This is a genomic window from Klebsiella oxytoca (assembly GCF_009707385.1).
Classification (GTDB): Bacteria; Pseudomonadota; Gammaproteobacteria; order Enterobacterales; family Enterobacteriaceae; genus Klebsiella; species Klebsiella oxytoca_C.
The window spans coordinates 3559566-3573992 of sequence record NZ_CP046115.1 but is presented as its reverse complement, the minus strand read 5'-3'; the positions used below and the strand labels follow the sequence as shown (position 1 = coordinate 3573992).

The 14427-nt window shown below is 45.1% G+C and carries 10 protein-coding genes; 9 read left to right on the top strand and 1 reads right to left on the bottom strand.

Annotated elements, in window-relative coordinates; translation table 11 throughout:
• Positions 1 to 38 precede the first annotated feature (38 nt).
• From udk to asmA, 3 genes are all read left to right on the top strand, one after another.
• Positions 39 to 680, top strand: a complete 642-nt coding sequence (gene udk / locus GJ746_RS16670; RefSeq protein WP_154681197.1) for a uridine kinase — start codon at positions 39 to 41, stop codon at positions 678 to 680.
• 90 nt (positions 681 to 770) lie between these two features.
• On the top strand, positions 771 to 1352 hold the full coding sequence (gene dcd, locus GJ746_RS16665) for a dCTP deaminase (protein ID WP_154681196.1): 582 nt from the start codon (positions 771 to 773) through the stop codon (positions 1350 to 1352).
• Positions 1353 to 1379: 27 nt separating this feature from the next.
• Positions 1380 to 3221, top strand: coding sequence for an outer membrane assembly protein AsmA (asmA, locus tag GJ746_RS16660; RefSeq protein WP_154681195.1), 1842 nt, complete (start codon positions 1380 to 1382; stop codon positions 3219 to 3221).
• 322 nt (positions 3222 to 3543) lie between these two features.
• Here the strand turns inward: asmA and GJ746_RS16655 are convergent, their stop codons facing one another.
• On the bottom strand, positions 3544 to 5130 hold the full coding sequence (locus tag GJ746_RS16655; RefSeq protein ID WP_154681194.1) for a TerC family protein: 1587 nt from the start codon (positions 5128 to 5130) through the stop codon (positions 3544 to 3546).
• Between the two features lie 953 nt (positions 5131 to 6083).
• Between GJ746_RS16655 and galF the strand changes: the two genes are divergently transcribed.
• The 6 genes from galF to GJ746_RS16625 all read left to right on the top strand — a co-directional run bounded on the left by galF (position 6084) and on the right by GJ746_RS16625 (position 14422).
• Positions 6084 to 6980 (top strand): UTP--glucose-1-phosphate uridylyltransferase GalF, encoded by an 897-nt coding sequence (gene galF / locus GJ746_RS16650; protein WP_195908746.1) that lies wholly within the window; start codon positions 6084 to 6086, stop codon positions 6978 to 6980.
• Between the two features lie 451 nt (positions 6981 to 7431).
• Positions 7432 to 8061: a phosphatase PAP2 family protein gene (locus GJ746_RS16645; protein WP_154681192.1), complete on the top strand. Its 630-nt coding sequence runs from the start codon at positions 7432 to 7434 to the stop codon at positions 8059 to 8061.
• 988 nt (positions 8062 to 9049) lie between these two features.
• The gene (locus GJ746_RS16640) at positions 9050 to 10483 is read left to right on the top strand and encodes a capsule assembly Wzi family protein (RefSeq protein ID WP_154681191.1); all 1434 of its coding nucleotides are present in this window, start codon (positions 9050 to 9052) and stop codon (positions 10481 to 10483) included.
• 134 nt (positions 10484 to 10617) lie between these two features.
• A complete protein-coding gene (locus GJ746_RS16635) occupies positions 10618 to 11754 on the top strand; it encodes a polysaccharide export protein (protein WP_154681190.1) in 1137 nt (378 codons plus the stop codon).
• A gap of 1 nt (position 11755) precedes the next feature.
• Positions 11756 to 12187, top strand: a complete 432-nt coding sequence (locus GJ746_RS16630) for a protein tyrosine phosphatase (RefSeq protein WP_154681189.1) — start codon at positions 11756 to 11758, stop codon at positions 12185 to 12187.
• Positions 12188 to 12268: 81 nt separating this feature from the next.
• Complete coding sequence (locus tag GJ746_RS16625) at positions 12269 to 14422, top strand: polysaccharide biosynthesis tyrosine autokinase (protein ID WP_154681188.1); 2154 nt, start codon at positions 12269 to 12271, stop codon at positions 14420 to 14422.
• The last annotated feature ends 5 nt before the right edge of the window (positions 14423 to 14427 follow it).

The following is a 14427-nucleotide window of genomic DNA, read 5'->3' as shown; positions in this document are numbered from 1 at the left end:
CTTCCTACATTCCCAGGTTAATCAGGTCGCAAAAATTTATGACTGATACGTCTCATCAGTGCGTCATTATAGGCATCGCCGGCGCATCGGCTTCGGGCAAAAGCCTTATCGCCAGTACGCTTTACCGTGAATTACGTGAACAGGTCGGCGATGAACATATCGGCGTTATTCCGGAAGACAGTTATTACAAGGATCAAGGTCACCTGTCGATGGAAGAGCGTGTAAAAACCAACTATGACCACCCGAGCTCTATGGATCATAGTTTGCTGTATCAGCATTTGCAGATGCTGAGAAGCGGCCAGCCGATAGAGCTGCCGGTGTATAGCTATGTTGAGCACACCCGCATGCCGGAAACCATCCATATTGAACCGAAAAAAGTGATCATTCTTGAAGGGATCCTGCTGCTGACCGATGCCCGCCTGCGTAGCGAACTTAGCTTTTCTATTTTTGTCGACACCCCGCTTGATATCTGCCTGATGCGCCGCATCAAACGCGACGTTAATGAGCGCGGGCGTTCGATGGATTCAGTGATGGCGCAGTATCAGAAAACGGTGCGCCCGATGTTCCTGCAGTTTATCGACCCTTCCAAACAGTATGCCGATATTATTGTGCCTCGCGGCGGTAAGAACCGAATCGCCATCGATATTCTGAAGGCCAAAATCAGTCAGTTCTTTGAATAACACGAACGAATTGTGTAACGTGCAAAGAGAAGCCAATTTGCCCTTATTCCCGGAAGGCGTAGGGGCGCAATGCCTTAAAGGAGAACTTTCATGCGTCTGTGCGACCGAGATATAGAAGCCTGGTTGGATGAAGGACGGCTGGCCATTAATCCGCGCCCGCCCATTGAGCGCATTAATGGCGCGACGGTCGATGTTCGGTTGGGGAATAAGTTTCGGACATTCCGCGGGCACACTGCGGGCTTTATTGACCTGAGCGGGCCTAAGGCGGAAGTCAGCGCGGCGCTGGATCGCGTGATGAGCGAAGAGATTGTCCTGCCGGATGGTGAAGCGTTCTTCCTGCATCCGGGTGAGTTAGCGCTGGCGGTGACCTTTGAATCGGTCACCCTGCCGCCGGACCTGGTCGGTTGGCTCGACGGACGCTCATCGCTGGCGCGTCTGGGCTTGATGGTACACGTCACCGCACACCGTATCGATCCGGGCTGGTCCGGCTGTATCGTACTGGAGTTCTATAATTCAGGTAAGCTGCCGCTGGCGCTGCGTCCAGGGATGCTTATCGGCGCGTTAAGTTTTGAGCCTTTATCCGGGCCGGCCATGCGTCCGTATAATCGTCGCGAAGACGCGAAATATCGCGACCAGCAGGGCGCGGTAGCGAGTCGAATCGACAAGGATTGATAATTTTAGCGGTTTGCTGAGGATGCCATGAGACGAATTCTGACCACGCTGATGATCTTACTGGCGGTTGTTATCGCCGGTCTTACCGCGCTGGTATTGCTGGTCAACCCGAACGATTTTCGCGCCTATATGGTTAAAGAGGTAGCGAGTCGTAGCGGCTATCAGCTCGAACTCGATGGCCCGCTGCGCTGGCACGTCTGGCCGCAGCTCAGCATTCTGTCTGGTCGTATGACCCTGACTGCGCCGGGCGCTGAGGAACCGGTGATTCGCGCGGATAATATGCGTCTTGATGTCGGGCTGGTGCCGCTGCTCTCCCATCAGCTGCAGGTCAAGCAGGTGATGTTGAAAGGGGCGGTTATCCAGCTGACATCAAAAACCGAAGCCGTGCGTAGCCAGAATGCGCCGGTTGTCCCGCACGATAATACGTTACCTAAGGTGCCGGAAGATCGCGGCTGGTCATATGATGTCGAAAAGCTGCAGATTGCCGATAGCGTGCTTTTTTTCCAGCACGAAGATGGCGAACAGGTTACGGTGCGTGATATTCGTCTGCAGATGGAACAGGACGACAGCCACCGTGCGACGGTCGACTTTTCTGGACGGGTGAATCGCGATCAACGGGATTTAGCGCTCTCGTTTTCCGCGCTGGTGCAGGGCGGTGATTATCCTCACTCTTTAAAGGCGGACTTTTCACAACTGAACTGGCAGCTTCGCGGGGCGGAACTCCCCCCGGAAGGGATCAGCGGCCAGGGCAGCATGCAGGCCAGCTGGCTTGAGGATGGCAAAAAGCTCAGTTTTGAAAAGCTGAATTTAATGGCGAACGGCAGCAGCATTGCCGGTAGCGGTAGCGTCGTACTGGGCGCGCAGCCCAACTGGACGCTAAATCTTCAGGCGGGCACGCTAAACCTCGATAGCCTGCTTTCGCATAGTTCTGCGTCTACCAGTAATGGCGATAACCAGCAAAATTCTCCCAGGCAGCTACGGCCGGTCATTGCGAATAATGACATTCAGCAAGACTACACCTCATTGCGCGGTTTTAACGCTCGGGTGACTCTGACCGCTGACCAGCTACAGTGGCGGGGTATGAATTTTACTCAGGTCAAAAGCGATATCAGCAATCAGCAGGGTCTGCTGACGGTCAATCAGATGCAGGGTAATCTGGACGGTGGACAGCTGTCGCTGCCCGGCTCGCTGGACGCGCGTGGCGAGGTACCGTTCGCCTCGTTTCAGCCTGCACTCGACAAGGTTGAGATTAGTTCAATTCTGAAAGCGTTTGATTATTCGATAAATCTCACCGGCAAGCTATCGCTGACCGGCGAATTCTCCGGGGCAAAGATTGATGCCGACGATTTCCGCCGCAGCTGGCAGGGTCGGGCGCAAATCCAGATGACGGATACGCGTACCGAAGGGCTTAACTTTCAGCAGCTAGTACAGCAGGCCGTAGAGCGCAGCACCAATGTACAGGCGCAGGAAAACTACGACAATGCGACCAGGCTGGACTCTTTTAATACCGAGCTGGGGTTGGATAATGGGCTGGTTACCCTGAAAAGTATGCAGGGGCAATCTGAACTGATGGCATTGACCGGTCAGGGTCAACTTAACTTGCAGAAAGAAGACTGCGATATGCGCTTCAACGTGCGGGTTCTGGGCGGCTGGAAGGGTGAGAGCAGACTCATTGACCGTCTCAAACAGACCGCGATCCCTCTGCGTATTTATGGCAACTGGCAGACGCTGAGCTACAGCCTGCAGGTTGACCAGATACTGCGTAAACAGCTACAGGATGAAGCTAAAAAGCGGCTTAGCGAATGGGCAGAGCGTAACAAAAATACCCAGGACGGAAAGGATGTGAAGAAGCTGCTTGATAAGCTGTGAGTCTGGCAGCGGTCGCAGAGCGATTAAGGATCCGCGTCAAAGTCAGGGTTGAAACCAAATCATTGGCAGTAAACAGGCATGTCTGCGACAGTCAGGACACCGAAAGCCCAGGCCGGGTAAGGCGCCAGCCAGCACCCGGCATAAGTCTGGGTACCATATCAAACCATCAGCAGCCTTATGAAATAGCCCGGCGGTACTTTACTTGCGTGAGACTGCAAAAGCTGATGGCCCTTCAGCCGCTGCCACCCGGTAAAACCTCAGCGGCCTATCAACTGCCGCTTTGTACCTCTCATCTGGATTTTAAACTTCACATATGAAGGCGCTAAACTTCATAGTCCAGTTCATCTTCTGTGTGCGCCGGCGGCACAATTAATACTTTTTGTACCCGATGGCTTTCCACCTGTAACGTACGCAGCACATAGCCATCAACTTTCACCTCTTCACCTACCTGCGGAACATGCTGCAGATACTCCATCAGCAGGCCGGCAACCGTATGGTATTCACGCTTCTCATCCAGCGGGAGAGGGACGTACTGAACTAAATCTTCCAACGGCATGTGGCCATTAACCGTCCAGCCACCATCGCTTTCTTTATGAATATCGTGACGTGCGTCGATCTCTTCCACTTCATTAGGCAGATTACCGGCGATGGTTTCCATCACGTCGCTGAGTGTCACTACCCCCTCTACGGAACCAAACTCATCGACCACGAAGGCGAAGTGGGTTCTGGCTTTGCGGAACTGCTCCAGCGCAGGAAGCAGCGGCAGCGTTTCCGGGAACACCAGCGGCTGGCGAATCAGGACTTTCAGGTTGAGCGGTTCATGGCGTAGTGATTGTTGAAGAAGATCGATTACATGTACGACGCCAAGCATATCTTCGTCATTATTACCGCCGGTAACCACCAGGCGAGTGTGCTGATTTTTGTCGAGTAAGGCACGGATCTCCCCTTCCGGGGCGCTGAGGTCAATATGCTCAATATCATGACGCGAGGTCATTATGCTGCTGACGGTGCGCTGATTGAGATTCAGCACCCGCTCGATCATGCGCCTTTCCTGTGGGTTAAACAGCGGGCTCTCACCGTCATCTGCGACCAGTGAAGCGGTCTCGCTATCCAGTTCGCTATTATCTTTCTGACCGCTCAACAGATTCATCACAGCTTCAGTCGTTCTCTGGCGCAGCGTGAGGTTGGCAGAAAGAAAGCGGTGACGGTTAAATATTGCCAGCTGATTGAAGGACTCTATCATTATTGAGAAGCCGATAGCGGCATACAGATAGCCTTTAGGAATGGGGAAGCCAAACCCTTCGGCAATCAGGCTAAAGCCAATCATCAGCAGGAAGCTCAGACAGAGAATCACTATTGTTGGATGGCTGTTAACAAAGCGGGTCAGAACTTTACTGGCCATCAGCATCAGGCTAATAGCGATAATCACCGCAGCCATCATCACTGCCAGATGGTCAACCATGCCGACAGCGGTAATCACCGAATCAAGGGAGAAGATTGCATCAAGCATGACGATTTGTGCGACAACGCCCCAGAACTTTGCGCCTTTACGCTGGGTCGGGTTATCGCTGTCTTTCCCTTCCAGCCGTTCATTGAGCTCAACAGTGGCTTTAAAGAGCAGAAATAACCCACCAAACAGCATGATCAGATCGCGGGCGCTAAAGCTCAGATCGTGCCAGGTAAACAGCGGCTTGGTCAGAGTGACCATCCAGGAGATAGAGGCCAACAGCAGCAGACGCATTACCATTGCCAACAGCAGACCGGTGACGCGCGCACGGTCTCGCTGAGCGGGAGGAAGTTTTTCTGCGAGAATTGCGATAAAGACAAGGTTATCAATACCGAGTACCAGCTCAATAACGATAAGAGTTATGAGTCCGGCCCAGATAGAGGGGTCGGCAATCCATTCCATATTCAGTTAAAACCTTACAACCTGAGCGTGCCATGTAACGATCATGGATAAGCTATAGATAAAATGCAATATTTTTGCTTTGGACAGCCTGTGGTCTATAGCAATATGCGCAACCATAATGATCGGTTATGCAGGATATCAGCCTTTACTAGCCTGAATTGATGGGATTTTACTTATGTGTAGTTGTACGTATTTTAATCGATTTACGCGGCAGGTACCTGCTTGATTTTATGCTAAATATGGGTATAAACGGGTCTGGCAGGTACGAAGGCAGGAAAAATAACGCAGAATTCTGGTAAGAATCGAGTTAATCAATAGATTTGATGCATATAACAATGTATTGAAGATATTTGGGTTTTTATACTGCCTTATTCGTTTTTTATCAGTGGAAAGGTTTTTTAGTTATTGCTTACCTGGCGTTAAATGTGGTTTTTGGGAATTTTATCAATATGGATGACTATTGGTGTTGGTCATAAGGGCTTTAAATTCTGTCGCAGTGATCACAACTAAGGCTGAAAATCAACTTTGAGGGGTATTTAGCTGTAATTTAGTCGAATTTGTACGTTAAATAATTTTATTCTCAATATAACCGATTTTTTGGACTGAATTTCTATTTTTTAGCAGTCACTTGCTCTGTATCAACTCTTGTTGAAAGATAACCGGCTATCAAGTGTTAAGAGATGGCCATCCTTGCTGTATCATTAAGTTCCAATTAAATGGATAGCTGAGATAAGTTATTGTAAACGTTGGTCTGATTAATTGAATGAAAGCGTATGAGAATTTTCTTAAATTCTTCTGTTGATATGTAAACTTACGTGTATTCTTAAATTTTAGGTGTAATTTCAGAATTTGACGGACACTATAGCAGGCGGCAACAGTGTATCATCATGGATAAATGCCAGTGATACATGCAATCTGACAGGAACAAAAGATTTATAACCATACGGGTGGATATGAAAATGGTAAGTTTGAAAGCGGTTATACCGGTAGCAGGATTAGGAATGCATATGTTGCCCGCCACCAAGGCCATTCCTAAAGAGATGCTGCCAATCGTCGACAAACCTATGGTGCAATACATTGTCGATGAAATTGTAGCTGCTGGCATTAAGGAGATCGTACTGGTCACTCATTCTTCTAAGAATGCGGTGGAAAACCATTTCGATACCTCTTACGAACTGGAAGCATTGTTAGAACAGCGTGTAAAACGTCAGCTTCTGGCGGAGGTTCAGGCCATCTGCCCGCCCGGAGTAACTATTATGAACGTGCGTCAGGGGCAGCAACTGGGATTAGGTCACTCCATTCTTTGCGCCCGGCCGTTGATTGGTGATAATCCGTTTGTCGTGGTGCTTCCTGATATCATACTGGACGACGCTAGCGCCGATCCTTTGCGTTATAACCTCGCCGCTATGGTGGCGCGTTTTAATGAAACTGGTCGTAGCCAGGTTCTGGCAAAACGTATGGAAGGCGATCTCTCAGAGTATTCGGTTATCCAGACCAAAGACCCGCTGGAATCGGCAGGACAAGTCGCTCGAATCGTTGAGTTCATCGAAAAACCGGATGAGCCGCAGACGCTGGATTCCGATCTGATGGCGGTGGGGCGTTATGTGCTATCGGCTGACATTTGGCCGGAGCTGGAACGTACCGAGCCAGGTGCCTGGGGGCGTATACAGTTAACGGACGCCATCGCCGAACTGGCGAAAAAACAGTCTGTTGATGCAATGTTAATGACCGGCGACAGCTATGATTGCGGTAAAAAAATGGGCTATATGCAGGCCTTTGTTAACTACGGGCTGCGTAACCATAAAGAAGGGGCAAAATTCCGCGAGAGTATTAAGAAACTATTAGCATAATTTTAGTTGCGGAATTTATAGCCTGCAAAAGTGAACGGTTTGAATAATCAGTTACGGAAAGAATTACGTTGAAACCGTTCACTATTATAGACGTCGTGTGTACTGACATATTAATTTATTTAAAATTCAAGTAGTTACCTGTTTTTTTGTGTCATTGATTGTTACTGGACAGGTTCGGAGACTTCTGCTGGCAGGGCTGGCTGCAAAATGTTTGAATAGCTGGATTAGCAAACTTTAACCTTTATCGAGAATCACTTGCCAGGATTTTTCTAAAGCGGGTAAGCCTTAGCCAGGTGGTAACATAAAAATAAAACTTGACTGAGATCATGTTTGCGCATTAAACAACAGTCACTCATGCATAAGAATGTGAAGTTGCTGACTATGTATACCCATAACATCGCTGCGGTAAAGATGGAACAGATTAGAGAGCTCGTTAAAGGATGAAAGGTAAATGAACTGGCAGGTTGTCACTTTTTTTGGCGATAGCACCGTGCTGTTACCCAGTGCGGCAGTGTTATTTATCGTGCTTGTTCTGCGCAAGGATTCAAAGCAATTAGCCTGGCAATGGGCGCTGCTGTTTGGGATCATTGGTGCGATTGTTTGCGCATCAAAACTGGCGTTTATGGGTTGGGGCTATGGTTTCCGCGAATTGGATTTTACTGGCTTCAGTGGACATACCGCATTATCTGCTGTTTTTTGGCCAATTCTCTTATGGCTACTGTGCGCACGAGCTACCTCTGTTGTTCGATTTGCGTCAGTCTCACTTGGTTATGTATTAGCCGGAGTAGTGGGTTATTCACGATTGATGATTCACGCCCATTCAACCTCCGAAGTTATCGCTGGTTTACTTCTTGGCGCTGTTGGCAGCATCTTGTTCCTCGCGTTTCAATCCCGGGTTAGTGGTAATTATAAAGCACAGTTATCATGGGAAGGTTTAGCGAGCATGGTGATTATTCCTGCTCTTCTGCTAAACACCGGCGCTAAGGCACCCACACAATCTCTCCTGAGCGAGATTGCGGTGACGCTGGGGCCACTGGAAAAACCTTTTACCAGGGCCGATCTGCATAAGCGGTTCTACTGACTAAGATGAAGCAGGGACAGGTAGTGTTTGTAGCCAGATTCATGCGGTATTCATACTTGAAGCAATGTGAAGGACGATGCGAGGTTGTCGGCAATTGAGCTATTTCATATTCATGTAATAAATTTATAATGCGCTATTCTGCACAATAATTAACATACTGATAATTACCCAGGATGTATCCTAAATAATTTTAAAGCTATAGATGGAAATTATTAACGATAACAATGTACTGAATAATTCTTCTTGCTATTAATTTTTGTAGTTGACTAATCGTTATTAATTTGAAAGTGAAAAAAAATACATCTATCTTGCTAAAAAACCATTAAAATCAGTGTGTTGTGAGGGGTGGGGTGTTTTGCTTAAATGTTTTTTTACGTGGTAACCTGCAGCTAATAACATTAGTCGCTATGTGTTAAACATTTAGAATAGCATAGCTAATAATTCAAGATTGTACTCCCAATTGAGGTCAGAATCTCGTAAAATCGTTGCCGCGAAATTGATTGCTTTGATGGATAAATCACCGATTCACTCAAATTGGTGATTGAGTTTACATGGATGGAAAGAAGTACAGTGCATTGGTAGCTGTTAAGCCAGGGGCGGTAGCGTACCTGGTGGTTGGGTTTTCTGCATATCACATCTCATTTCATGCGACCGAAATTCCTAAAGTGTCCTTCATGCAGGTGATTATCTTCGCATCCTGTATATACTAGCGGGTTTGTTAGTCAATCAGAGAAAGTCTTCTCTATAAGACTGGCAAAAGAAAACTGCTGGTAGAATGCGCGATGAAATAGCCTTCAATAACAATTTCGCATACATTGTGTACTACAGGTAGTGCATTAGTTGAAAGCGGCGATAGCATGTCACGTTTTCATGCGCAAGCAACTTGTAGATAGAATATACAAAATGTTGGCGTCAGATGGCGCTGCATCTATCAGTGTCCCTTTACCGCGCTAGCTAGCTGAACGGGGCTTAAAATGGATCTTGTACAATGATAAAAATTGCGCGAATCGCACTCACATTAGGGCTGCTAACTTCTGCCTGCTCGCTTGCCTATGCCTCCGGGTTGGTAATGAATGATAACGAACTGCGAAACGATCTGGCGTGGCTCTCTGACCGCGGCGTTATCCATCTCAGCCTGTCAACCTGGCCACTGAGTCAGGAGGAGATTAATCGGGCACTGAAGAAAGCAAAGCCATCTTACTCTTCAGAACAGGTTGTTCTGGCGAGAATCAACCAGCGTCTTGATTCATTAAAAGCTGATTTCCGTGTGAGCGGTTATACCTCAACGGATAAGCCGGGCACCCCGCAGGGATTTGGTCAGAATCAGCCAGCTGATAGCTCTTTATCATTAGCTTTTAATAATAGCGGCGAGTGGTGGGATGTTCATCTGCAGGGGAACGTTGAGGGTGACGAGCGTATCAGTAATGGTTCACGGTTTAATGCAAATGGCGCTTATGGTGCTGTGAAATTCTGGAACCAATGGCTCTCTTTTGGCCAGATGCCACAGTGGTGGGGGCCGGGATATGAGGGAAGCTTGATTCGCGGTGACGCCGCTCGCCCAATGACTGGCGTTTTGATGCAGCGTGCCGAGCAGGCCGCACCTGAGACCTGGTGGCTGCGTTGGATTGGCCCGTGGCAGTATCAGGTTTCAGCTAGTCAGATGAATCAGTATACCGTCGTACCGCATACCAAGATTATCGGTGGTCGTCTGACGTTTACACCCTTCCAGTCACTTGAGCTTGGTGCATCGCGTATTATGCAGTGGGGAGGGGAGGGGAGACCTGAATCGTTTAGTAGTTTTTGGGATGGCGTTACAGGTAAAGATAATACCGGTACAGCGAATGAACCGGGCAACCAGCTTGCTGGCTTTGATTTCAAATTTAAGTTAGAGCCTACGCTAGGCTGGCCGATTAGTTTTTATGGGCAAATGATTGGTGAAGACGAATCTGGTTATCTACCTTCAGCTAATATGTTCCTTGGAGGGGTCGAGGGGCACCATGGCTGGGGTAAGAATGCTATTAACTGGTATCTTGAGGGTCATGATACTCGTACGAATATGAACCGCACAGGGTATAGTTATTGGCACCATATCTACACTGAGGGTTATTATCAGCAAGGAAACTCTTTGGGCGATGCAATGGGGGGAGATGGCCAATTGTTTGCAGGTAAAGTTGAACTGGTCACTGAAGATAACCAACGTTGGAGTGCGCGCTTGGCTTACGTAAAGGTAAACCCAGAAAACCAGTCAATAAATAGAGCTTTCCCGCATTCAGATACCCTAAAAGGGATCCAGCTGGGTTGGAGTGGTGATGTATATAAATCAGTCCGTTTAAGTACTTCACTATGGTACACCGATGCTCGTGACAGCGATAGTGACGATGTTGGTGTCAGCGCTGGGATTGAAATACCATTTAATTTATAACCTCGGATGCTGCGATTTCATAAAATCAGCAGACCAGTAAGTGACTGTTGATTATTATTCTAGCCATCAAGAGGGCTGGAAAATGCGCGTAGTTTGGGAATTAGAAACTTTTGGTTTACTGATGATGTGACATTATGAAGAAAAAAATTGTTAAAATTTCGGCATTGGCAATAGCAATAGGATTCTTATCTGGTTGTACTATCATGCCTGGTCAGGGGCTAAATAGCCTTCGTAAGAATGTAGTTGAATTACCTGATAGCGATTACGATCTGGATAAATTGGTTAATGTATATCCTATGACACCAGGATTAATCGATCAACTTCGTCCAGAAACTGTGCTTGCTCGCCCCAACCCGCAATTGGATAATTTGCTTCGTAGTTATGAATATCGTATTGGGGTAGGTGATGTACTTATGGTTACCGTATGGGATCACCCTGAACTGACTACTCCGGCAGGGCAGTACCGGAGCGCAAGTGATACTGGCAATTGGGTCAACTCTGATGGCACAATTTTCTATCCGTATATAGGAAGAGTGCAAGTTGCAGGTAAAACGCTTAGTCAAATACGTCAAGATATTGCTGGTCGTTTGACCACATATATAGAAAGTCCGCAGGTAGATGTCAGTGTCGCAGCATTCAGATCTCAGAAAACGTATGTTACAGGCGAAGTGATAAAGTCTGGGCAACAACCTATTACGAACATTCCGCTTACTGTTATGGATGCAATTAATGCTGCTGGTGGACTTGCACCTGATGCTGACTGGCGAAATGTGGTATTAACCCATAATGGAAAAGATACAAAAATATCATTATATGCATTGATGCAGAAAGGCGATTTGACACAGAATCATCTTCTTTATCCTGGGGATATTCTCTTTGTTCCAAGAAATGATGACTTGAAAATTTTTGTGATGGGAGAGGTGAGTAAACAAACAACCATGAAAATGGATAGAAGTGGTATGACCTTGGCAGAAGCGATAGGAAACGCGGAAGGCATATCGCAGGCATTTAGTGATGCAACCGGTGTGTTTGTAATTCGCCAATTAAAAGGTGACAAGAATGGGAAAATTGCCAATATTTACCAGCTAAATGCACAGGATGCTTCAGCTATGGTATTAGGAACAGAATTCCAGTTGCAACCTTATGATATTGTCTATGTAACGACCGCTCCACTGGTTCGTTGGAATCGTGTTATTTCTCAACTTGTACCGACCATTACTGGGGTTCATGATATGACGGAAACGGCAAAATTTATTAAGGATTGGCCATAAAATGTTTGATTCAATTTTAGTCGTTTGTACCGGGAATATATGTCGCTCTCCAATAGGAGAGCGGATATTACAGCAAATTTTCCCTTCTAAACATGTCTCATCAGCAGGCACGTTTGCATTAGTTGGAAAAAAAGCTGATAGTTCTGCAGAATTAATTGCAAGTAAATATGGTATATCTCTAGATGGTCATCAGGGTCGGCAGTTTACATCAACGATTGGCCATAAATATGATTTAATTCTCGTAATGGAAAAATCTCACCTCGAGTATATAAGTGATAAGGCTCCGGAGGTAAGAGGTAAAACAATGTTATTGGGACATTGGTTAAATAGAAAAGAAATTCCTGATCCATATAGGAAAAGTGATGAAGCCTTTGAGCTAGTATATAAGTTGATCGATGATTCTTGTAAGTTGTGGGGGGAGAAAATTAGATAATAAGTAAATTATAACATGCTGGATGTTTGGCAGCACATATAATTTCACGAGATTCCCGCAATTTAAGAGTTAGAGGTGACAATGATAAATGATATTAATAAAAATGATAGAACAACAAACGAAGACGATGCAATTCAGTTAGGTACTATCATAGGGCATTTGATTGACCATAAAAAGTTAATTCTATCATCGATGGCAATATTTGCTTTAATCGGTGGCCTATACTCATGGGTGGCAACACCTATATATAAGGCTGATGCTTTAATTCAGGTAGAGCAGAATACTGGGAATTCGATTCTTACAAACTTATCGAGCATTCTTCCGGATAATCAGCCCGCATCAGCTCCTGAAATAGAGTTACTGAAATCGAGAATGGTCTTGGGGGGGGCGGTCGAAGAGTTAAATCTTGATATAGAAGTTAAACCTAAATATTTTCCTATTATAGGGCGATTATACAATAAATTGACAGATAATCAGATACCTAATTTACCGATCCTTTCATTTAATGTACCATCAAAATACTATGGAGATGAGTTCGAATTAGAAGCACTTTCGACCAAGGAATATGAGTTATCTTTAGATGGCAATAAACTCTTTACTGCAAAAGTTGGTGAAAGAAAAGAAGTGAATGGAATATCAATATATGTTTCTGACACCATTTTAACGCAGGGTAACTCATATACAATAAAAAAAATAGCTGAAATAACAGCAATAAGTAATCTCCTTGAACAACTAAATATCTCCGAAAAAGGTAAAGATACAGGTATTATCTCCTTGAGTATTAATGGTGCTGATTCTACAAAAATAAGGAATATTTTATCGGTTATTAGTAGGATTTACTTAAGTCAAAATATTGAGCGCAAATCAGCTGAGGCTGCAAAAAGTTTAGATTTTTTAGATAAGCAACTTCCGGAAATTAGAACCGCCTTAGATGAATCTGAAAATAAACTAAATTTATATAGACAACAGAAAGATTCAGTTGATCTATCTTTGGAGGCTAAATCGGTCTTGGATACAGTTGTACAATTGGATTCACAGTTAAATGAATTAACATTCCGTGAGGCTGAAATATCAAAGCTGTATACAAAAGAGCATCCTTCATATAAGGCACTTTTAGAAAAAAGAAGAACGTTAGAAGATGAGAAAAAGAGATTAAGCGGAAAAATTACGGCATTGCCGCAGACACAACAACAAATTTTAAAGTTAACAAGAGATGTTCAAGTTAACCAAGAAATCTACATGCAACTTTTAAATAAAAAACAAGAGTTAAGTATATCAAAAGCAAGTACTGTCGGAAATATACGAATAATCGATTCAGCAGTAACTAATCCAGAACCAATAGCACCGCAAAGTATTTTAATTATTCTAATGATGACGATATTTGGTGCTGTTGTTTCAGTTATTTATATAATCATACATACTATCTTGCATAAGGGTATACAGAGTGCGGAGCAATTAGAAGAGGCAGGGATGAATGTTTATGCCTCAGTTCCATTGTCAGAGATGCAATATGATAAAACAAATAAAAATGGGAGAATAAAAGCAAAACGTGGAATCCTCTCTGAGGATAATCCTGCAGATATTACCGTTGAAGCCATCCGCAGCTTGAGAACAAGTTTACATTTTGCAACGATGGAAGCTATAAATAATATAATTATGATTTCAGGTCCTAATCCAGGTATCGGTAAAAGTTTTATTAGTGCAAATTTGGCTGCAGTTATTGCGCAGGCGAATTTAAGAGTACTCCTTATTGATGCGGATATGAGAAGAGGGGAGTTACATAAAGATTTTTCAATCGAGATGAAATATGGCTTATCAGACTTGCTGGCTAATTCTGTTGAATATGATAAAGCTATAATTAAAAATAAGATTGCAAATCTTGATTTCTTGCCGCGAGGCCAGGTACCACCGAATCCATCTGAATTATTGATGAGGAAACAGTTCAGCGATTTATTGGGCTGGGCAAGTAGTAATTATGATTTGGTAATTATAGATACTCCACCTGTTTTTGCTGTTACAGATCCAGTCATTATTGGAAAGCATGCTGGAACAAGCTTTTTAGTAGCATTATTTGAAGGAAATACAGTCAAAGAAGTAGATGCAGCTAAACGGCGTTTCGATAATAATGGCATTAATATTAATGGCATAATACTTAATGGAGTTGTCAAGCGGGCAACAAATAAATATGGGAATTATGCTTATTATCAGTACTCTTATAATAGTGATAAAAAATAAGTAGA

Bases quoted from the DNA above. Each gene is read 5' to 3' on its own strand.
- udk (WP_154681197.1), top strand. From the start codon at position 39: ATGACTGATACGTCTCATCAGTGCGTCATTATAGGCATCGCCGGCGCA.
- GJ746_RS16640 (WP_154681191.1), top strand. From the start codon at position 9,050: ATGATAAAAATTGCGCGAATCGCACTCACATTAGGGCTGCTAACTTCT.
- GJ746_RS16645 (WP_154681192.1), top strand. From the start codon at position 7,432: ATGAACTGGCAGGTTGTCACTTTTTTTGGCGATAGCACCGTGCTGTTA.
- GJ746_RS16625 (WP_154681188.1), top strand. From the start codon at position 12,269: ATGATAAATGATATTAATAAAAATGATAGAACAACAAACGAAGACGAT.
- GJ746_RS16655 (WP_154681194.1), bottom strand. From the start codon at position 5,130: ATGGAATGGATTGCCGACCCCTCTATCTGGGCCGGACTCATAACTCTT.
- asmA (WP_154681195.1), top strand. From the start codon at position 1,380: ATGAGACGAATTCTGACCACGCTGATGATCTTACTGGCGGTTGTTATC.
- GJ746_RS16630 (WP_154681189.1), top strand. From the start codon at position 11,756: ATGTTTGATTCAATTTTAGTCGTTTGTACCGGGAATATATGTCGCTCT.
- galF (WP_195908746.1), top strand. From the start codon at position 6,084: ATGAAAATGGTAAGTTTGAAAGCGGTTATACCGGTAGCAGGATTAGGA.
- dcd (WP_154681196.1), top strand. From the start codon at position 771: ATGCGTCTGTGCGACCGAGATATAGAAGCCTGGTTGGATGAAGGACGG.
- GJ746_RS16635 (WP_154681190.1), top strand. From the start codon at position 10,618: ATGAAGAAAAAAATTGTTAAAATTTCGGCATTGGCAATAGCAATAGGA.